The organism is Parviterribacter multiflagellatus (assembly GCF_056863265.1).
This window is the reverse complement of sequence record NZ_JBXPIZ010000001.1, coordinates 473,218-492,733: the sequence shown is the minus strand read 5'-3', so window position 1 is coordinate 492,733 and position 19,516 is coordinate 473,218. Positions and strand designations below refer to the sequence as shown.

At 73.9% G+C, this 19,516-nt stretch carries 16 protein-coding genes; 9 read left to right on the top strand and 7 right to left on the bottom strand.

Annotated elements, in window-relative coordinates; translation table 11 throughout:
- The first annotated feature begins 50 nt into the window (after positions 1–50).
- Positions 51–1,652: an LCP family glycopolymer transferase gene (locus AC1UE5_RS02165; RefSeq protein WP_482920418.1), complete on the top strand. Its 1,602-nt coding sequence runs from the start codon at positions 51–53 to the stop codon at positions 1,650–1,652.
- A gap of 37 nt (positions 1,653–1,689) precedes the next feature.
- On the opposite strand, the gene AC1UE5_RS02160 is transcribed toward AC1UE5_RS02165, so the two are convergent.
- Positions 1,690–3,591, bottom strand: coding sequence for a TolB-like translocation protein (locus AC1UE5_RS02160; RefSeq protein ID WP_482920417.1), 1,902 nt, complete (start codon positions 3,589–3,591; stop codon positions 1,690–1,692).
- Positions 3,592–3,636: 45 nt separating this feature from the next.
- Here AC1UE5_RS02160 and AC1UE5_RS02155 point away from each other — a divergent pair, with 45 nt between their 5' ends.
- Positions 3,637–4,275 carry a TetR/AcrR family transcriptional regulator gene (locus tag AC1UE5_RS02155; RefSeq protein WP_482920416.1) on the top strand — a complete coding sequence of 213 codons (639 nt, stop codon included), beginning with the start codon at positions 3,637–3,639 and terminating at the stop codon, positions 4,273–4,275.
- Here the strand turns inward: AC1UE5_RS02155 and AC1UE5_RS02150 are convergent.
- The 5 genes from AC1UE5_RS02150 to AC1UE5_RS02130 all read right to left on the bottom strand — a co-directional run bounded on the left by AC1UE5_RS02150 (position 4,272) and on the right by AC1UE5_RS02130 (position 9,690).
- Positions 4,272–4,646, bottom strand: a complete 375-nt coding sequence (locus AC1UE5_RS02150) for an SCP2 sterol-binding domain-containing protein (RefSeq protein ID WP_482920415.1) — start codon at positions 4,644–4,646, stop codon at positions 4,272–4,274. The genes AC1UE5_RS02155 and AC1UE5_RS02150 overlap by 4 nt on opposite strands.
- Positions 4,619–5,572, bottom strand: coding sequence for an AF_0692 family protein (locus AC1UE5_RS02145; RefSeq protein WP_482920414.1), 954 nt, complete (start codon positions 5,570–5,572; stop codon positions 4,619–4,621). The genes AC1UE5_RS02150 and AC1UE5_RS02145 overlap by 28 nt, the downstream gene beginning before the upstream one ends.
- A gap of 94 nt (positions 5,573–5,666) precedes the next feature.
- Positions 5,667–6,881, bottom strand: coding sequence for an acyl-CoA dehydrogenase family protein (locus AC1UE5_RS02140; RefSeq protein WP_482920413.1), 1,215 nt, complete (start codon positions 6,879–6,881; stop codon positions 5,667–5,669).
- A gap of 96 nt (positions 6,882–6,977) precedes the next feature.
- On the bottom strand, positions 6,978–8,303 hold the full coding sequence (locus tag AC1UE5_RS02135; protein WP_482920412.1) for a hypothetical protein: 1,326 nt from the start codon (positions 8,301–8,303) through the stop codon (positions 6,978–6,980).
- 34 nt (positions 8,304–8,337) lie between these two features.
- On the bottom strand, positions 8,338–9,690 hold the full coding sequence (locus AC1UE5_RS02130; protein WP_482920411.1) for a hypothetical protein: 1,353 nt from the start codon (positions 9,688–9,690) through the stop codon (positions 8,338–8,340).
- 101 nt (positions 9,691–9,791) lie between these two features.
- On the opposite strand from AC1UE5_RS02130, the gene AC1UE5_RS02125 reads away from it, so the two are divergent.
- Genes AC1UE5_RS02125 through AC1UE5_RS02095 form a run of 7 tightly spaced genes read left to right on the top strand, consistent with a single transcriptional unit; the run spans position 9,792 to position 19,185 of the window.
- Positions 9,792–11,222, top strand: a complete 1,431-nt coding sequence (locus tag AC1UE5_RS02125) for an acetate--CoA ligase (protein WP_482920410.1) — start codon at positions 9,792–9,794, stop codon at positions 11,220–11,222.
- A gap of 10 nt (positions 11,223–11,232) precedes the next feature.
- The gene (locus AC1UE5_RS02120; protein WP_482920409.1) at positions 11,233–11,955 is read left to right on the top strand and encodes a FadR/GntR family transcriptional regulator; all 723 of its coding nucleotides are present in this window, start codon (positions 11,233–11,235) and stop codon (positions 11,953–11,955) included.
- Between the two features lie 59 nt (positions 11,956–12,014).
- Positions 12,015–14,267: a GGDEF domain-containing protein gene (locus tag AC1UE5_RS02115; RefSeq protein ID WP_482920408.1), complete on the top strand. Its 2,253-nt coding sequence runs from the start codon at positions 12,015–12,017 to the stop codon at positions 14,265–14,267.
- 54 nt (positions 14,268–14,321) lie between these two features.
- Complete coding sequence (gene eat / locus AC1UE5_RS02110) at positions 14,322–15,743, top strand: ethanolamine permease (protein ID WP_482920407.1); 1,422 nt, start codon at positions 14,322–14,324, stop codon at positions 15,741–15,743.
- Positions 15,740–17,071 carry a glutamine synthetase family protein gene (locus tag AC1UE5_RS02105; RefSeq protein ID WP_482920406.1) on the top strand — a complete coding sequence of 444 codons (1,332 nt, stop codon included), beginning with the start codon at positions 15,740–15,742 and terminating at the stop codon, positions 17,069–17,071. Before eat ends, AC1UE5_RS02105 begins: the two co-directional genes overlap by 4 nt.
- Positions 17,068–18,438, top strand: a complete 1,371-nt coding sequence (locus AC1UE5_RS02100) for an aldehyde dehydrogenase family protein (RefSeq protein ID WP_482920405.1) — start codon at positions 17,068–17,070, stop codon at positions 18,436–18,438. The genes AC1UE5_RS02105 and AC1UE5_RS02100 overlap by 4 nt, the downstream gene beginning before the upstream one ends.
- Positions 18,439–19,185, top strand: a complete 747-nt coding sequence (locus AC1UE5_RS02095; RefSeq protein WP_482920404.1) for a 3-oxoacyl-ACP reductase — start codon at positions 18,439–18,441, stop codon at positions 19,183–19,185.
- Here AC1UE5_RS02095 and AC1UE5_RS02090 read toward each other — a convergent pair.
- Positions 19,182–19,502 (bottom strand): helix-turn-helix domain-containing protein, encoded by a 321-nt coding sequence (locus AC1UE5_RS02090; RefSeq protein ID WP_482920403.1) that lies wholly within the window; start codon positions 19,500–19,502, stop codon positions 19,182–19,184. The genes AC1UE5_RS02095 and AC1UE5_RS02090 overlap by 4 nt on opposite strands.
- Between the last annotated feature and the right edge of the window lie 14 nt (positions 19,503–19,516).

Sequence of the window (19,516 nt, the reverse complement as noted above, 5' to 3'; positions counted from 1 at the left end):
GCCGCGATCCGGCTCAAGCGGGGCGCGCCCGTGCCGATCCACGCGGGTGCGTGCCGCCCCCGACCACGCCGCCCCCGCCTGCCGGCCTGCAGCGCCAGGAGGCTCTCGCGCGGGCGCGGGCGGAGATCGAGGCGCGCCTCGAGCTGCTCGAGGAGGCACCCGTCGCACCCCCGCCGCCGGCGCCCAGGACGCCGCTGTGGCAGCGCGCGCTGCTCGGCGCGATGTGGACGGCGGTCGTGCTGGCCGCGGTCGGCCTGGTCGCGGTGTGGCAGGCCAGCGACCTGATCTCCGAGTTCCGCGCCGGGGCGAAGGAGAAGGTCGTCGAGGCCGCCTCGCCGGAGCTCGACCTCTCGCCCACCGACCCGATCGAGCCCGCGCTGACGACCGGCGCGGCGGGCAAGGCCAAGGTCATCCTCGCCGTCGGCTCGGACCGGCGCGCGGGCGAGAGCGGCAAGGGCCGCTCGGACACGATGCTCCTCGTCCGCATCGACGCGGCGCGCGGTGCGGTGTCGATGCTCTCGCTCCCCCGCGACCTGCGCGTCGCGATCCCCGGCCACGGCGTCGCCAAGCTCAACGCGGCGTACTCGTACGGCGGCATGAAGCTCCTCATCGCGACGGTGCGGGAGGAGCTGGGCGTGAAGGTCGACCACTTCGTGCAGGTCGACTTCGGCGGCTTCCGCGAGGTGATCCAGCGGCTCGGCGGCGTGTACCTGCCGGTCGACGGGCGCTACCTGCACGTCAACGACGGGACCGCGGCGAACAACTACGCCGACATCGACGTGCACCCCGGCTACCAGAAGCTGTCGAGCACGCAGGCGCTGCAGTTCGTGCGCTTCCGCCACGGCGACAGCGACTTCCACCGCGCCGCCCGCCAGCAGCTCTTCCTGCGCGAGGTCGGCCGCCAGCTCCAGGCGCGGACGAGCGACGTCACGGCGCTCCCCTCGCTCGTCGAGTCGATCGCCAAGGCCACGACCTCCGACCTCGACTCGCTGGGCGAGACGCTGAAGCTCGCCGAGGCGCTGCGCTCCACCCCGCCGGACCGCATCAACCGCGTCGTGCTGAGCGGGAGCGGCCAGATGATCGGCGGCGCGTCGTACGTCGTCGCGACGCGCGGGCAGAAGCGCGCGGCGCTGCGGCAGTGGGCCGGGGTCGGCGCGCGCGTCAAGGCGCAGCAGCGGCAGGCGAAGGCCGCGCGCAAGAGCGCGCGGCGGTCGTCGTCGTCCAAGGCACCAGCCGGCGTGCGGCTCGTGCCGGACGGCGGCGCGGGCGCGCGGCTGGCGCGGTCGCTGCGCGGCGTCGAGGCGTGCGCCCCGAGCGCGCTCCCCGCCGGCTACCGCTGGGGCCCGACCGAGCCGGCCCGCTCGTACGAGCTCAACGGCAAGCCCGCCGGTGCGATGTGGGCGACCGCCGGCAGCGGCCGCTCGCTCCTCTTCATGTTCACCGAGTGGCAGACGCCGCCGGTCCTCGCCAGGCCCTCCGACACGATCCGCCTCCAGGGCCACGACGTCGACCTCTACTACGAGTCCGGCCGCCTGCGCATGGCCGCCTGGCGCTCCGGCACCACCCGCGCGTGGGTGACGAACACACTCCGCAACGAGCTCTCCGACCGCGCGCTCATCGCGGTCGCGCGCGACTGCCTGCGGGCCGGCTAGCGCCACGCGCCGCCGCCGGCCCACAGGCGCCGCCACCTCAGCGCACGCGCGCCCGTCCGGGCAGGAACGTGTCGCCGGCGTCGACCCGCACCTCCGAGCCGCCGCCGGAGGCGAGCACCGCGCGGCCGCGCGCGTCGGTCCGCGCGCGGCGCGCGCCGAGCCGCACGACCGCGCCCGCCACCGGCCGCCGGTCGCCCGCGATGGCCGCGGTGACGCGCACCGCGACGCGCCCACCGACCTGCCGCGCGCGCACGGTGACCGCCGTCCGCTTGGGCAGGTCGTCCGGGCACGCGCCGAGCGCCGGCAGCGGCGCGGACGTCCGGCCGTCGTAGGTCGCCTTCAGGTTCCCCGTCTTGACCGGCAGGCCGCCTTCCTCCGCCGGGCCGGCGATCGTCACGTCGCCGGTCAGGGCGCCCGTGTGCGCGCCGCGAACGCGGGCGTCGGCGTGGATCGTCCAGACGCCCGCGCGGGTGCGGGCAACGCTCACCGTGCCGTCGACGAACGTCCTGCCGTCCTCGCTGTAGCCCGCGTACGTCTGCGACCAGCTGCCCGCCGCGAGCGAGCCCTGGTAGACGAGCGTCACGCTCCCTCCGCGCTTGCCGGGCAGCGTCACGGTCTGGTTCGAGTCGGTCGTCCCGCTGTACGTCGTCGGCGTCTTCGCCCACGCCCCGACCTTCGTGGCGTGCACCTCCGCCCGGCGGCCCGCCGCGCGGCGGATGCGGGCGACGAGCACGCGGTTGGGCACGAGCCCCTTCTGGCCGACGTGCTCGCTCGCGCTGGCCGGCGGCGCCTGCGTCCGCCGCTCCTGGAGCAGCACGCTCGTGCTGTCCGGGCTCCAGAACGCCTCGCCGGACAGGTTGTTGCCAGGCACGAGGCCGCCGCCGTAGACGTTGAGCGGCTGCCCGACGAGCGCGCCGCCGTCGTCGCCGCTCCCGGGCAGCAGCCACGGCGCGAGGTCGCACTGGAAGCCCGGCCAGGTCGAGACGTAGTACGGCAGGACGGCCGCGGCCATCGGCATCGCGGTGAAGCCGCGCAGCTGCGGGATCATCCCCAGCGCCTCGACGCGCCGGCGCGTGCGCCACGAGTAGAGGACCTCGTGCGCGCCGTCGGGCGACATGCCGCCGTCCTCATCCCAGTCGGGGCCGTTGGTCACGCGCGTGGTGCGACCGGTGGCGAGGTCGATCTTCAGCACGTCGACGTTGAACGAGCGCTGCGCGACCGCGAGGATCGCCCGGCCGCCGTCGGTGAACGACTTGAGCTCGTACAGCTGGTTCGCGTTCTCCCACCGCTGCGGGTCGCGGTCGCCAGGTCCTGTCGGGCCCGCGGGGTTGACCACGCGCTGGTCGGTCGCGACGTACTTCCCGTCCCGCCGCTCCAGCCGCGCGACGACCATGATCATCCCGTCGAGGCGGATCTCCGACCACCCGAGGTGCCGGCCGTCGGGCGCCAGGTGCCACGTGCGGCGCTGGACGATGTACTTCGTCCCCTTGTCCTGCGACATGTCGACCGGCAGGTACGTGTGGCGGCGGCAGTCGCCGATGCTCGGGGCGCACTCCAGCACCCACGCGTCCGCGTCCGGCCCGCTGTCGACGCCCTGCGAGCCGCCCAGCTCGTGGGTGAGCAGGAGCCGCTCGCCGTCGGGGAACGCGTACGTGAAGCCGCCGCGGATCTGCGGCCGATCGTCGAACCCGCACGTGATGCAGCGTGCCTTCCCGCCCTTCGCGGGCACGGTCCACGTCGTGCCGTCGAGCTGGTTCTGGAAGACGATCGCCCGCCCGTCGGCGGTGTACGTCGGCAGCCAGGGCTGCACGCCGGGCGGCGTGGCGATCCGCTGGTGGTCGATCGCGTAGAACGGCGTCGCAGCGCTCGCGCCGGCGGCGTGCGCCGTGCAGGCGGCCGCGGCGAGCGCCGCGACGGCCAGGACCTTCTTGACCCTCATCCATCTCTCCGTAGGCTGGGACAGCAACCACCCTTAGTCTTACTCGTGAGTAAAGCTAGTGTCAACGACCGGCCCGCGCGCCGGCGCCCGCAGCACAGCGACGAGAAGCTGCTCGACGCCGCCACGGCGGTCTTCTCGCGCCACGGCTACGCGGCGACGACGGTCGACGCCGTCGCCGAGGCGTGCGGGGCCACGAAGCCGACGCTGTACGCCCGGTTCGGCTCCAAGGCCGACCTGTACCGCGCCGCGGTGACACGCGAGCGGGACGAGTTCCTCGAGCAGCTGTTCTCCGCGTACGTCGCGGCCGAGCGAGAGCCGGTCAGCGTGCTCGTCGAGCGCGCCGTGCACGCGTGGTTCGACTACGCCGACCGGCGGCCGGACGCCTACCGGCTGCTGCTGTCAGGCGGCGGTGAGAACGAGCCCGCGGCCGACCTGCTCGCCGCGATGCACGAGGAGGTCACCGCACGCGTGACCGGCCTGATCGAGGGGGCGCTGGCGCGGCTCGACCAGCGGGAGCACGCGACCGCGGCGCTCGTCGCGGCGATGATCGTCGGCGCGTGCGTCGACGGCGCGCGCCGGCTGCAGGACGACCCCACGCTGAGCGCCGCGCGGGCGGCCCGCGTCGGCACCGCCTTCGTGGTCGGCGCCGTGTGGGGCCTGAACCGCGAGCTGCTCGACGTCTAGTGCTGGCGCGCCCGCCGCTGGCGGTTGCGCTCTTCCTGCTTGTCGACGACGCGCTCGATGAGCTGCAGGATCTGCGTCGGGCCCGAGGCCTTGGCCTGGCCGTACATGAACGCCTCGCGCCAGTCGGCGACCTTGGCGTCCTTGGCCATCTCGTTGAAGAACGCGCGCTGCATGTGGACGGTGACCTTGGCGTCGGCGGCGACGTCCTTGGTGACCTTGACGTCGGGCAGCTCGACCCGGAACTGCTGCTCGTCGCCGCGCGCGCGGAGCTCGAGCTTGACGACGAGCTTCATCGGCTTGAGGGCAGGCACCTCGTCGAGGAAGCGGCGGACCGCGCTCTCGATCAGCGGCTTGGCGTCGGTGCTCGACATGCCGCGCACCCTATCGCGGCGACCACGAGCAGCATGACGGCGTTGTGGGCGTACTTCGCGCCCGCGGCCGGCTGCTCCCCCACCACCGGGAAGTACGTGAACGCGAGCAGCCCGCGGCTGACCAGCGCGCCCGTGGCGAGCGCCGCGGCGGCGCGGAGGTCCCACCCGCGGCGGCGCACCGCCACCACCGTGACCACGACGAGGGCGAGGGCAAGGGCCGTGCCGGCCCACGTCGCGGGGAGCAGCGCGTGGGCGGTCGCGGCGGCGAACCCCGCCGCCGCGGCCGCTGCGACGGACGGCGGACGCGGCAGCCCGACGGGCTGACGACGGCGCGGGAGCCGCAGCGCGACGACGACCGACGAGACGACCACCACGCCCGCCGCCGCGAGTTGCGCCGGCGTCGCGCCGTCCCCCTCGGGCGCGGACAGGATCGCCGCGGCGACCAGGAGCCAGAGCACTGCGGCCGTCACGGTCCCCCGCCGCGCGAGCCAGGGCTCCCGCGCCCGCGCCGGGAAGAGCGCCTCGACCATCGCGATCGGCGCGCAGAAGCTGAACACGACGTGGCCGACGAGGAACGACTGCGTCGCGTGGGCGCTGAGCCCCACCGGCGCGATCCACGTCGGCTCGACCAGCTCGTCCCAGCCGCGCACGCCGCCGTACTCGCGCGCGAACAGCGACTGGTCCACGAGCCCCGCCTGCACGAGCCCGGCGGCCCCCGCGAGCAGGACGATCGCGCCCCACCCCAGCCCGCGCCGCCGCGCGAGGTCCCGGATCAGCAGCGCCGGGCACCCGTAGAGCAGCGCGAAGAAGCCGACCGCGAAGGCCAGCTCGCCGGGCCGCCCGGTCGAGTCCCCGTACCCCGCGAGCAGCTCCGCCCCGACGGCGGACAGCACGGCGAGCACGACGATGGCGGCGCGACGCTCCATGCCGCGGATCGTCCCGCCGCGGCCCCTCCGCCCACATCGGCCGGAGGGCTAGACGCGCCCCCGCCCGAAGGCGGGGGCGGCGCCGACGCAAGACCTAGATCTTGTAGCGCTGGAGGAGCTTCTTGCCGATCACCATGCGCTGGATCTCGGACGTGCCCTCGCCGATGAGCAGGAGCGGCGCGTCGCGGTAGATGCGCTCGATCTCGTACTCCTTCGAGTAGCCGTAGCCGCCGTGGATCCGCAGGGACTCCTCCGCGCAGAAGCGGCCCGTCTCGGACGCGAACAGCTTGGCCTGGCCCGCCTCGATGTCGGAGCGCACGCCGGCGTCCTTCATCCGCGCGGCCTTGAGCACGAGCATGCGCGCGGCCTCGATCTGCGTCGCCATGTCGGCGAGCTTGAACTGGATCGCCTGGTGGTCGGCGATCTGGACGCCGAACGTCTTACGCTCCTGCGCGTAGCGGATGCCGAGCTCGAAGGCGCGCTGCGCGAGGCCGACGCCGCGGGCGGCGACGTTGACGCGGCCCAGCTCGAGCGCGTCCATCATCTGCGCGAAGCCCTTGTTGAGGCCCGCCTCCTCACCGCCGAGGATCGAGTCGGCCGGCGTCTTGTAGCCGTCGAAGACGAGCTCGGTGGACTCGACGCCCTTGTAGCCCATCTTCTTGAGCTGCGGCGGGACGATGAGGCCGGCGTACTGGCCGGTGTTCTCGCTGACGCCCGGCTCCTTCTCGCAGATGAAGCACGTCATGCCCTTGTGGCGCTTCTCGGCGTTCGGGTCGGTCTTGACGAGCGTGAAGACGAGCGTCGAACGGAGGCCGTTCGTGACCCACATCTTCTGGCCGTTGATCTCGTAGTTGCCGTCGTCGAGCTTCTTGGCGGCCGTCTTGATCGCCTGCACGTCGGAGCCCAGCTCCGGCTCGGACAGCGAGAACGCGGCGCGCACCTCGCCGGTCGCCATCTTCGGCAGGTACTTCTGCTTCTGCTCCTCGGTCCCGAACTTCAGGAGGAGGTAGGTGCCGATGAAGTGCGTGTTGATGACGCCGGAGATCGAGATCCAGCCGCGGGAGAGCTCCTCGACGACCATCGCGTAGGTCGTCAGGTCGAGCCCGAGACCGCCGTACTCCTCCGGGATCGTGATGCCGAACAGCCCCAGCTCCTTGAGCTGCTCCACGATGGGCTCGGGGAACGAGTCCTCGTGGTCGTACTTCTCGGCGTTCGGGATGATCTGCTCGTCCGTGAACTGGCGGACCATCTCGGTGATCGCCTGCTGCTCATCGGTCTTCTCGTAGAAAGCGCTGGTTGCGACGGCCATTACGGGTCAGTCTCCAAGCTCGGGTTCAGCCCTTGGAAGATACCCCGCGCGGTCCGCGCGGCGCGCCGTGATGACGCGCCGCGCGGGGCCGTTCGGCTAGCGGCCGAGGGTCAGGCTGCGGACCTGCGTCACCGCGGCGGCGCCGGCCGGGGTGAGCGTCGTCCTCAGCGTCACTGGCGCCCGGCGCCCGCGGCGGGCGGCGCGCTTGCCCGGCTTGGTGAGCTTCAGCGTCGCGGTCTGCTTCCCCGCGCGGGTGACCGTGCGCGTGAGGCGGGCGATGCGGGTGGTGCCGCGCCGCAGCTCCCACACGACCTTCCCGGCCGCCGGGATGTCCTGCGTGAACCGCAGGCCGTCGCGCAGCACGACCGCGCGCTTAGTGGAGCGGAAGGCCAGCTGGCCGAGCTTCAGCCGCGCAGCCTTCTTCCCGCCCTGCGCGCCGGCGCCCGACGCGGCCTTCGTGGGGGCCGCCGCCGCGGGCGGAGGCGCGACCACGCGCAGCGTCGCGCTGGCGGTCCGCTTCCCGCCGTCGGCGAGCGGGATCGTCAGCGCCACCTCGTGGTCGCCGAGCGGCGCGCCCTGCGGCACGGTGACGAGCGCGCGCAGCGGGGCGGTGCCGGACGCGCCGAACTGCACCGGGCTCGCGTCGGGCGCGGCGGTGGCGCCCGGGAGCGCGGTCGCGGCAGTGACCGGCAGCGGCCCCGACGGCGACGCGCCGCGGTACTCGGCGACGAACGGCACCGACGCGGTCTGGCCGGCATGCGCCTCGACCGGGGCGGCCGAGGCCGCCGCGAGCGTCACGTCGCGCAGCGGCGCCTCGCCCTCGGGCACGACGCCGGCGAGCGGCGTGCTCGTGTACAGGTGCCCGGGCAGGACCGGCGCGTCCGCGTCGAGCGAGCTGAGGTCACGCCCGCGCAGGACGATCTCGTACGGCATGGCCGCCGAGCCCTCGGGCATCGTGAAGCGCGCGGCGACGTCGGCGACGTTGGACGTGCTGTCCGGCAGCGCGTCGGACGCGAACCCCACCCACTTGCGGCCGGCGGGCGGCGGGAACGACGCGGTCAGGTAGTCGGTGTACGGCTGGTGCAGGTGCAGCGGCTGCTCGACGGCGCCGCTCGTGTGCGCGTCGACCGGGGTCGCCGCGCTCGGGACCTGATAGCCCGCGAGGAGCTGGAAGCCGAGCGTGATCAGCTTGTTGGGCGTCGCCGTGGGGTCGCCGGGCGCCGGGTCGCAGACGGTCCCCCACGGGTTCGCGCCGCCGTTGTCGGTGTTGTTGCCCTGGCAGATCGTCGCCGTGACCGTCACCGGCCCGCCGACGTCCGGCTGGCTCGTGTCGACCGACTGGATCACCGGGTAGCAGCCGGCGGCGGCGAGCGCCGCGGCGGCCAGCACGCCTGGGAGGAGGAGACGGCGGAGGGTTCGCATGGCCCGACCCTCCGCGGCCCCGGTTACCGTCGGGCTACCGCCGCAAGGTCAGGTTCTTCGTCGCGGTGATCGCGCCCCGTCCGGTCGGGGTGAACGTCGTGCGCAGCGCGACCGGCGCGCGGCGGCCGCGGCTGGCGATGCGGCGCCCCGCCCGGGTGAGCCGCATCGTCACGCGCTGGCTCCCCGCGCGCGTGATCGTGCGCGTGAGCCGGGCGAGGCGGCGGCCGGCCTGCGCGGCGCGTGCGGAGGACCCGCGCGTGCGCAGCTCCCAGACGACCGTGCCGGGCCCCGGGAACGTCTGCTCGAACCGCAGGCCGTCGCGCAGCACCGTCGAGCGTCGCGTGGAGCGGAACGCGACGACGCTGAGGAGGCTGCGGATCTGGCGGGCCGTCAGCTGCGGCGTCGCCGAGGGCTGCACGGTGGTCGCCGGCGGTGGCGGATCGGCGAGGACCCGCACCTGACCGGTCGCCGTGCGCGTCCCGCCGTCGGCCAGCGGGAGCGTGAGCGTGACGTTGTGGAGCCCGACCGGCGCGCCCGGCGGGATCGCGACGTTGGCACGCAGCGGCGCCGTCCCGGTGCTCGCGAACTGCAGCGGGCTCACGTCCGGCGCCGCCGTCGCGCCCGGAAGGGTCGTCGACGCGGCCAGCGGGAGGAGCCCCGACCCGCTCGTGCCGCGGTAGTCGGCCACGAACGGCACCGCGACCGTCTGCCCGCGCCGCGCGTCGATCGGGGCGACGGAGGCGGGCGCGAGGGTGATGTCGCGGACCGGGATCGTCCCGCTCAGCGACGTGCCCGCGATGGCGGGGACCTCGATCGCCACCAACGGGTTCGGCAGCGGCATGTTCGCCTCGTCGTCGGTGGCCACCGGACGGCCGGCGACGAGCGACGTGAACGGGAACGTCTGGCCCCCGAAACCCGGCGGGGGGTCGAGCCGCGCCGTGAGCTTGGCCGTGTTGGTCGTCCCGTTCAGCAGCCGCCCGGTCTTGAACGCGATCCACTTGCGGCCGACGACCGGCGGGACCTGCGCAGTGAACCGGTCCGAGCCCTCCTGCGTGAACTGGAGCGGGCCGCTGAGGCCGCCGGTCAGCGCCGCGTCACGCGGCGTCGTGCCCTCCGGCACCTGGAGGCCGAGGATGAGCTGCACGTCCTGGGTCTTGAGCACCGACGGCGTCGAGCTCGTGTCGCCCGCCGCCGGGTCGCACTCGAGCGAGATCGGGTTGCCCATCCCGGAGAAGTCGTCCTGCTGGCAGAGCTGGACCTCGATGACGACCGGTCCCCCCACCTCCTGGCTCACCGTCACGGACTGCACGAGGCACCCCGTGCCGAAGATGGCCAGGGCCGCCAGGGCCACGAGCACGAGCGGACGGGACAGACGCTTGGACCTCATGGGCCATCGCTACTCCGCGCACGTCCGCGTGGCAACGACGCGTTCCGGTGCATCGGCCGCCCTGGTTCGACGCAGAACCGCCCGGCCGTATCCTCGCGCCCGTGAACTTCGCGCGGGAGATCGTGGAAGCGGCCGATGCGAGCCGTCTCGCGCTCGTCGAGCTCTCCCGTGCCGGCGACCGGCGCGAGTGGACGTTCGGCGAGGTCGCCAGGACGGCACGGACGGTCGCGGCGCACATCGCCGAGCGCGGCGTCCGCCGCGGCGACGTCGTCATGACGCTCGTCGGCAACCGGCCCGAGTGGGTCCTCACGATGGTCGCGTGCTTCCGCCAGGGGTTCGTCGTGCTGCCGTGCACCGAGCAGCTGCGCGCGAAGGACCTGCGGCTCCGCATCGCGGCGACCGAGCCGAGGCTCGTCGTGTGCGACGAGCGCAACGCGGCCGTGCTCGAGGAGGCCGGCTGGGACGGCCCGACGATCTGGGCCCCGTGGGGCGCCTGGCCCGAGCGCACGCCGCCGCCCGCGCCCGACCTGCAGCCCGAGGACCCGTGCCTGATCACGTTCACCAGCGGCACGTCGGGCGAGCCGAAGCCGATCCTCCACGGCCAGCGCTACCTCACCGGCCAGCGCGTCCAGGCCAAGCACTGGCTCGACGCGCGCCCCGGCGACCTGGTCTGGTGCACCGCCGCGTCCGGCTGGTCCAAGTCGGCCCGCAACGTCTTCATCGCCCCGTGGATCCGCGGCGCCGCGGCGCTCCTGCACGACGCGCGGTTCGACCCCTCCGAGCGGCTGCAGGTGCTCGAGGACGAGAGCGTCAACGTGCTCTGCATGGCCCCGACCGAGTACCGCGTCATCGCCAAGCGCACGACGATCCAGCCGTTCCCCGCCCTGCGCGGCCTGGTCGCCGCCGGGGAGGCGCTCAACCCCGAGGTGCTGCACGCCTGGCACGCGGCGACCGGCCTGCGCATCCGCGACGGCTACGGCCAGACGGAGACCGGCCAGCTCACCGGGACGCCGCTGGACGAGGAGGTCCGCCCCGGCTCGATGGGCAAGCCGCTGCCCGGCATCGCGCTGACCGTCGAGGACGGTGAGCTCGTCGCCGACCCGCGCACGGTCCCCACGTTCTTCCTCGGCGCGCCGCGCGACGAGCCGTGGCGCACCGGCGACCGCGTGCGCCAGGACCAGGACGGCTTCCTGTACTTCGAAGGTCGCACCGACGACGTGATCATCAGCGCCGGGTACCGCATCGGCCCGTTCGAGGTCGAGTCCGCGCTGGTCGCCCACCCGGCGGTCGCCGAGGCCGCCGTCGTCGCGGCGCCGGACGACGAGCGTGGCGCGGTCGTGCGCGCCGTGGTGGTGCTGCGTGACGGCTACGCGCCCGGACCGGACCTCGCGCGCGAGCTGCAGGACCACGTCAAGGACGAGACGGCCCCGTACAAGTACCCGCGCATCGTCGACTTCGTGGCCGACCTCCCGAAGACGACGAGTGGGAAGATCCGGCGCGCGCTCTTGCGCGAGCACCCGCCGGCCGCATAGGGTCGCTCGCATGGATGGAGCCACGGCGCTGGGGACGGTCTTCGAGCCGGTCCACCCGCCCACGACGTTCGAGGAGACGGTGGAGCGCCTCGGTACCGCGATTCGCCTCGGGCTGCTCGAGCCCGGCGAGCGGCTCCCGCCGGAGCGCGAGCTGGCCGAGCAGCTCGGCATCTCGCGCTCGACGCTCCGCCAGGCGCTGACGACCCTCGTGCAATCAGGACACCTCGTCTCCTTCCGCGGGCGGACGGGCGGCACGTTCGTCGCCGAGGCCCCGCCGCTGTCGGGCGGCGACGGCCGGCTGCGGCCGGACTGGCGCGACGTCCTCGACCACCGCGTCGTCGTCGAGTGCGGCGCGGCGCTGCTCGCCGCCGAGCGGGTGGACGGCGTCGCGCTCGACCGGATGGAGCGGCTGGCCGACCAGATGGACGCCGCCGACGACTTCGACGCCTACCGGCGCGCGGACGTGCGCTGGCACATCGCGCTGGCCGAGGCGACCGGCACGCCGCGGCTGATCGCGGCGATGACCGAGGTGCAGGGTGAGATGACCGAGCTGCTCGCGCTCATCGCGCACCCCACCGACGTCCTGCGCAGCGCCAACGCCGAGCACCGCGAGATCACGCACCTGCTCCGCGGTCAGGAGGGCGTCGCCGCGGTCGGCGTGCTGCGCGCGCACCTGGAGCAGACCGAGCGGCTCCTGGCCGGGCTGCTCGAGCAGCGGTTCGCCGCCGCCTGAGCCGCCGGCGCACTCCGCCGCCGCCTCAACATAAGCCGCCCGGAGCCGACCACGCGGGCATGAGCCCCGCGCCGGCACGCCCCCTCTCCGCCGACGCCCTGGGCCGCCGGGCGCTGCCGTTCCTGGCGATCTTCGCGCTGGCCTTCGCCGCGCTCGCGCTGCCGGGCACCACGATCGACCCCGCCTGGCTCGCGGGCGCCGCGGGTCTCGCCGCCGGCCTCGTCGCCGCGGGCGCGCTCGTCCCGTGGCCGCGGCTGCCCGCCTGGAGCGAGGCGCTCGTCCCGCTCGGCTTCCTCGCCGTCGTCTTCCTCCTGCGCGAGGCCACCGGCGGCGCCCACTCCGGCTACTCGCAGATCGCGGTGCTGCCCGTCGTGTGGCTGGCGATGTACGGGACGCGCCGGCAGGCGCTCGCCGCCGCCGGGGGCCTCACGCTCGTCTTCCTCCTCCCGATCCTCACGCTCGGCTACCCCACCGACGAGCTGCGCCGCGTGCTGCTGTGGGCGTCGCTGGCGCCGATGGTCGCGCTCTCGATCAACGGCCTCGTCGTCCGCCTGCGCTCGGCCGAGCGCCGCCACGCAGCGACGCTCGCCGAGGTCGGCGAGGTCCTCTTCGAGGTCGACCTCGAAGGCCGCTGGACCGCGCTCAGCCCCGCCTACGAGCAGTTCACCGGCTACCCCGCCGAGCACGCGCTCGGCCACGCCTGGCACGAGCTGACACACCGCGACGACATCGCGCCCACGTTCGCGGCGTTCGCCGAGCTGGCGCACGGCCGCGTCGAGATCGTCACCCGCGACAACCGCGTGCACGTCGCGGACGGCACCGAGCGGTGGGTCGCCTTCACGGCGCGCGCGCAGCGCGACGCGCGCGGGCGGGTCGCCGGGTTCGCCGGCACGATGCGCGACGTCACCGACCGCAAGCGGCTCGAGCAGGAGCTGGAGGCCGACCGGGCGTTCTCGCGCGCGGTGCTCCACCAGCTCGGCGACCGCGTCGTCGTCGCCGACGCCGAGGGCCGGCTCCAGGTCTTCCACGGCAACCCCTTCACGAGCAACGAACGGGCAAGCGGCCTGCACCCCGAGCGCTGGTCGGAGGCGTTCGACCTGCGCTCGCGCACCACCGGTGAGCGGCTCCGGCACGAGGAGATCCCGCTCGCGCGGGCGCTCGACGGCGACACCGTCCCGGACACCGAGATCATGGTCGGCAACCGCCACGTGCTCGTCGGCGCCTCGCCCATCGTCGGCGAGCAGGGCGAGCGGCTCGGCGCGGTGGCGAGCATGCTCGACATCACGACGCTGCGGGCGACCGAGCAGCGCGCGGCCGAGCACGCGGCGGACCTGGAGACCGTCGGCCGCGTCGCGCACGAGCTCGCGGCCGAGCACGACCTCGACGCGGTCCGCGCGACGATCTGCGCCGCGGCCGCCGAGGCGACCGGCGCGTCGCTCGCCGTCCTCTTCGAGCCCGACCCGGAGCGCACCGAGCTGCGCGCCACCGGCACCGCGGGCATGGGCGACGGCGTCCGGCCGCGTCTGCCGATGACCGGCGCGCTGAGCGGCACCGCCACCTCCTTCCTGCTCGGCGAAACGCTGTTCGAGGGCGAGCTGGCGACCGCCCAGGGCGTCGACCACGCGCTCATCGACGACCTCGGGCTGCGCGCCGCGATCTGGCACCCGGTCCTCCACGACGGCCGCCCGGTCGGCGTGCTCGCCGTCGGCTGGGACGCCCCGCGGGCGCAGCTGGACGACCGCACCCGCCGCCTGATCGACCTGCTCGCCAGCGAGGCGGCGCTCGCCATCGACCGCACCCGGCTGATCGCCCAGCTCGAGGCGACCGCCGGCACCGACGCGCTGACCGGCATCGCGAACCGGCGCACGTGGGACGAGCGGCTCCCCGAGGAGCTCGCGCGCGCCCGCCGGACGGGCGACCCGCTCTGCGTCGCGGTCGTGGACCTCGACCGCTTCAAGCGCTTCAACGACGCCCACGGCCACCCCGCCGGCGACGCGCTCCTGCGCGACGCGGCCGCCGCCTGGAAGGCCGAGCTGCGCGCGAGCGACGTGCTCGCCCGGTACGGCGGCGAGGAGTTCGCCGTGCTGCTGCCCGCCTGCGGCGTCCCGGCCGCGCTCGACGTCCTGGAGCGGCTGCGACGGGTCGTCCCGCACGGGCAGACGGCGTCGGTCGGCGTCGCGCTGTGGGACGGCCAGGAGCGCGCCGACGGGCTCGTGGCGCGCGCCGACGCGGCGCTCTACCAGGCCAAGCGCGACGGCCGCGACCGGATCGTCCAGGCCCCGCCCGGCGCGGTCGTTTCGATGCGCACTTGATTTCGGACGGCCGCGCAGGTTAGACCTCCCCCAAACGAGGGGAGAGGGTGCGCCGTGGCTGACCAGGCAGTGCAGGACGACTACCTCGAGAAGCGGCGGCTGCGCAGCGGCGCGGCCGGATGGGTGCTCCTCGCCGGGCTCGGCGTGGCGTACGTGATCTCCGGGGACTTCTCCGGCTGGAACGTCGGGCTGGCGGAGGGCGGCTGGGGCGGCCTGCTGATCGCCACGATCCTCATGGCGACGATGTACACCTGCATGGTGTTCGCGCTCGCCGAGCTGTCCTCGGCGATCCCGACCGCCGGTGGGGGCTACGGCTTCGCGCGTCGGGCGATGGGCCCGTGGGGCGGGTTCCTCACGGGGACGGCGATCCTCATCGAGTACGCGATCGCGCCTGCCGCGATCGTCGTGTTCATCGGCGCGTACGTCGAGTCGCTCGACCTCCTCGGCATCACCGCCGGATGGCCGCTCTACCTCGCGTTCTACGCCGTGTTCATCGGCATCCACCTGTACGGCGTCGGCGAGGCGCTGAAGGTCATCTTCGCGATCACGGTGCTCGCGGTGATCGCGCTGCTCGTCTTCGTCGTCGGGATGATCCCGCACTTCGACGGGTCGAAGCTGACCGACATCCCGGCCGACCCGGACGCGTCGGGTTCCTCGGACTTCCTGCCGTTCGGCTACGCGGGCGTGCTGTCGGCGTTCGTCTACGGCATCTGGTTCTTCCTCGCCATCGAGGGCGTCCCGCTCGCGGCCGAGGAGACGCGCGACCCCAAGCGCGACCTCCCGAAGGGCCTGATCGCGGGCATGCTGATCCTGCTCGTGTTCGCGGCGCTGATGCTGGTGCTCGTGCCGGGCACCGGCGGCTCGAACGCGATGCAGGCGTCGGGCAACCCGCTGCCCGAGGCGGCGGACGCGGTCGGCAGCACCAGCGTGGCGGACTTCGTCAACTACGTCGGCCTGGCCGGGCTCATCGCGAGCTTCTTCTCGATCATCTACGGCTACTCCCGGCAGCTGTTCGCGCTGTCGCGCGCGGGCTACCTCCCCCGCTCCCTGTCGGTCACGTCCGGCCGCCGCGTGCCGGCGCTGGCGCTGCTGCTGCCGGGCGCGATCGGGTTCCTGCTCGCCGCGATCACCGAGGACGGCGCGCGGATGATCCAGATCGCGGTGTTCGGCGCGACCGTCTCGTACGTGCTGATGCTGCTCTCCCACATCCTGCTGCGGCAACGTGAGCCAGGGTTGGAGCGCGGCTACCGGACCCCAGGCGGCGTCGCCACGTCCGGCGTCGGCCTCGTGCTGGCGTGCGCGGCGGTCGTCGCGGTCTTCACCGTCGACGTCGAGGCGGCGCTGATCACGCTCGGCGTCTACGCGGTCGGCATCCTCTACTTCGCGCTCTACTCGCGCCACCGGCTGGTGGCCAAGGCGCCGGAGGAGGAGTTCGACGCGATCGAGAAGGCGGAGCGGGAGCTCGCGGGCGCATGACGATCGACGAGCTGCGCCACGCCGTCGACCGCGGGGCGATCGACACGGTCGTCGTCGCGCTGGCGGACATGCAGGGCCGCGTGATGGGCAAGCGCCTCACCGCCGAGCACTTCCTCTCCGAGGTGCTCGAGCACGGCGCCGAGGCGTGCAACTACCTGCTCGCGGTCGACGTCGACATGAACACGGTCGAGGGCTACGCGATGTCGTCCTGGGAGGGCGGCTACGGCGACTTCGTGCTCAAGCCCGACCTGGACACGCTGCGGCCGGTGCCGTGGATCGAGGGCACCGCGCTCGTCATGGCCGACGTCCAGTGGGAGGACGGCAGGCCCGTCGCGGCCTCCCCGCGGCAGATCCTGCGGCGGCAGCTCGCGCGCCTGGAGGAGCGCGGGTGGAGCGCGTTCGCCGGCACCGAGCTCGAGTTCATCGTCTTCAAGGACACCTACGAGGAGGCCTGGCACAAGGGGTTCAAGGGGCTGGAGCCGGCGAACCTCTACAACGTCGACTACTCGCTGCTGGGCACCTCGCGGGTCGAGCCGCTGATCCGCCGCATCCGCAACGCGATGGGCGGCGCGGGGATGCGCGTGGAGGACTCCAAGGGCGAGTGCAACCTCGGCCAGCACGAGATCAACTTCCACTTCGGCCCGGCGCTGAAGACCGCCGACGAGCACGTCATCTACAAGAACGGAGCCAAGGAGATCGCCGCGCAGGAGGGCATGTCGATCACCTACATGGCGAAGTTCGACGAGCGCGAGGGGTCGTCGTGCCACATCCACTTCTCGCTGCAGACGCCTGACGGGGAGTCCGTGTTCGCGGAGGACGAGAAGATCTTCCACGCGTTCCTCGCCGGGCAGCTCGCGTGCCTGCGGGAGCTGACGCTCCTCTTCGCGCCGAACATCAACTCGTACAAGCGCTACGCGAACGCCTCGTTCGCGCCCACGACGGTCGCGTGGGGCAAGGACAACCGCACGTGCGCGCTGCGGGTCGTCGGGCACGGCAAGTCGCTGCGCTTCGAGAACCGGATCCCCGGCGCCGACGTCAACCCGTACCTGGCGCTGAGCGCGCTGATCGCGGCGGGGCTGCACGGCGTCGACCAGCGGCTCGAGCTCGAGCCGGCGTTCGAGGGCAACGCGTACAACGACGACTCCCACGCCCGCGTGCCCGGGACGCTGCAGGAGGCGCGCGACCTGTTCGCGGCCTCCGAGGTGGCGAAGGCGGCGCTGGGCGAGGAGGTCGTCGCCCACTACGTCAACATGGCGGACGTGGAGCTGAACGCCTTTCACGCTGCCGTCACCGACTGGGAGCGGTACCGAGGGTTCGAGCGGCTGTGAGCACGCTCGACGTCCTGGAGCCCGCCACCGGTGGCGTGCTCGAGACCATCCCGCGCGCGACGGTCGAGGACCTCGACGCGGCCGTCGCCCGCGCGAAGGCCGTGTTCCCCGGGTGGCGCGCCGTGTCCCCAACCGACCGCTCCCGCCTCCTCGCCCGGCTGGCGACACGCGTCGAGGAGGCACACGAGGAGCTGTCCGTCCTCGAGGCCCGCAACGCCGGGAAGCCGATCGGGTCGGCGCGCGGCGAGATCGCGATGGTCGCCGACACGCTGCGCTACTACGCGGGGGCGCCGGAGCGGCTGCTCGGGGACACGATCCCCGTGACGGGCGGGCAGGTGCTGACCGTGCGCGAGCCGCTCGGGGTCGTCGGGCTCATCACGCCGTGGAACTTCCCGCTGGCGATCGCGACCTGGAAGATGGGGCCCGCGCTGGCGGCGGGGAACTGCGTGGTGCTCAAGCCGGCCGAGCTGACGCCGCTGACCGCGCTGCGCTTCGCGGAGCTGGCGCTGGAGGCCGGGCTCCCCGAGGGCGTCGTCAACGTCGTGCCCGGCTCGGGCGCGGACGTCGGCGCGCGGCTGGTGGAGCACCCGGACGTCGCGAAGATCGCGTTCACCGGCTCGACCGCGGTGGGGCGCTCGATCGCGCGCGGCGCGGCGGAGACGATCAAGCGCGTGACGCTGGAGCTCGGCGGCAAGTCGGCGAACATCGTCTTCGCGGACGCCGACGTGGAGCGGGCCGCGGCGGCGGCGCCGTGGGCGGTGTTCGACAACGCGGGCCAGGACTGCTGCGCGCGGTCGCGGATCCTGGTCGAGCGGGCGGTCGTCGACGACTTCCTCGCCGCGCTGCAGCCGCACGTCGAGGGCATCCGCGTCGGCGACCCGCTCTCCCCCGACACGCAGATGGGGCCGCTCATCAGCGCGGCGCAGCGGGAGAAGGTCGCGTCGTACGTGCCGGCGGGCGGGAGCGGCTCGGTCGCGATCCGCGGGCGCGCGCCGGACGGCGACGGGTTCTGGTTCCCCCCGACCGTCCTGACGGACGTCCCGTGGGACGCGCCGGCGGTGCGCGAGGAGATCTTCGGGCCGGTCGCGGTGGTGGTGCCGTTCGACGGCGAGGAGGAGGCGCTCCGACTGGCCAACGACACGATCTACGGCCTGAGCGGGAGCGTGTGGACGCGCGACGGGGCGAAGGCGCTGCGGGTCGCGCGCGGGCTCGAGAGCGGCAACCTCTCGATCAACTCGAACAGCTCGGTGCGGGTGACGACCCCGTTCGGCGGGTTCAAGCAGAGCGGCGTCGGCCGCGAGCTCGGGCCGCACGCGACGGACGCCTACACCGAGGTCAAGACGATCTTCATCTCGACGGAGGACTGAGTGGCGGGACGACTCGAAGGCAGGGTGTGCGTGATCACCGGGACGGCGAGCGGCATCGGCCGCGAGACCGCCGCCGTGTTCGCGGACGAGGGCGCGATCGTCGTCGGCGTGGACCTCGACGAGTCCGAGGGGGTCGCGCTCTCGATCCGCGCGGACGTCACCGACGAGGACGCGGTGCGGGCGCTGTACGAGCGCGTCGCGGGCGAGTACGGGCGGATCGACGTGCTGTTCAACAACGCGGGCATCTCGCCGCCGGACGACGTGTCGGTGCTCGACACGGACGTCGAGGCGTGGCAGCGCGTGCAGGACGTGAACCTCAAGTCCGTGTTCCTCTGCTGCAAGCACGGCATCCCCCACCTGCTGAACAGCGGCGGCGGCAGCGTCATCAACACCGCGTCGTTCGTCGCGCGGCTGGGCGCGGCGACGTCGCAGATCTCCTACACGGCCTCCAAGGGCGGCGTGCTCGCCCTGTCGCGCGAGCTCGGCGTGCAGTTCGCCCGCAACGGCGTGCGCGTGAACGCGCTCTGCCCCGGCCCGGTCGACACCCCGCTCCTGCGCGAGCTGTACGCCAACGACCCCGAGGCCGCCGCCCGCCGCATGGTCCACGTCCCGATGGGCCGCTTCGCGCGCGCCCGCGAGATCGCCAACGCGGTGCTCTTCCTCGCGTCGGACGACTCCTCGTTCATCACCGCCACCGACTTCCTCGTCGACGGCGGCATCGCGGGCGCCTACGTGACGCCGCTCTAGCCCTGGTCGACGGCGCGGAGGGCGTCGAGCCGGGCCTGCAGCGCGGCGATCTGGGCCTGCAGCAGGCCGGCCTCCTGCACCGGCGACCCGGCCATGGAGGTCAGGTAGAAGCGCGCCGCCTCGACGCGGTTGCGCGCGCCGATCTTCTTGTAGGCGCTGGTGCAGTGGGACTTCACCGTGTTCTCGGCGATCCCGAGCTGCGCCGCGATCACGGCGGTCGGCTTGCCCTCGGCGACGAGCGCGAGGACCTCCCGCTCACGCGGGGTCAACGCCGCGATGCCGGCCGGGGCCGGCGGCGGGCCGCTGGGGCTGCTCATCGTGGTCGTCCCTC

Bases quoted from the DNA above. Each gene is read 5' to 3' on its own strand.
- AC1UE5_RS02135 (WP_482920412.1), bottom strand. From the start codon at position 8,303: ATGCGAACCCTCCGCCGTCTCCTCCTCCCAGGCGTGCTGGCCGCCGCG.
- AC1UE5_RS02160 (WP_482920417.1), bottom strand. From the start codon at position 3,591: ATGAGGGTCAAGAAGGTCCTGGCCGTCGCGGCGCTCGCCGCGGCCGCC.
- AC1UE5_RS02105 (WP_482920406.1), top strand. From the start codon at position 15,740: ATGACGATCGACGAGCTGCGCCACGCCGTCGACCGCGGGGCGATCGAC.
- AC1UE5_RS02120 (WP_482920409.1), top strand. From the start codon at position 11,233: ATGGATGGAGCCACGGCGCTGGGGACGGTCTTCGAGCCGGTCCACCCG.
- AC1UE5_RS02130 (WP_482920411.1), bottom strand. From the start codon at position 9,690: ATGAGGTCCAAGCGTCTGTCCCGTCCGCTCGTGCTCGTGGCCCTGGCG.
- AC1UE5_RS02145 (WP_482920414.1), bottom strand. From the start codon at position 5,572: ATGGAGCGTCGCGCCGCCATCGTCGTGCTCGCCGTGCTGTCCGCCGTC.
- AC1UE5_RS02115 (WP_482920408.1), top strand. From the start codon at position 12,015: ATGAGCCCCGCGCCGGCACGCCCCCTCTCCGCCGACGCCCTGGGCCGC.
- AC1UE5_RS02090 (WP_482920403.1), bottom strand. From the start codon at position 19,502: ATGAGCAGCCCCAGCGGCCCGCCGCCGGCCCCGGCCGGCATCGCGGCG.
- AC1UE5_RS02150 (WP_482920415.1), bottom strand. From the start codon at position 4,646: ATGTCGAGCACCGACGCCAAGCCGCTGATCGAGAGCGCGGTCCGCCGC.
- AC1UE5_RS02140 (WP_482920413.1), bottom strand. From the start codon at position 6,881: ATGGCCGTCGCAACCAGCGCTTTCTACGAGAAGACCGATGAGCAGCAG.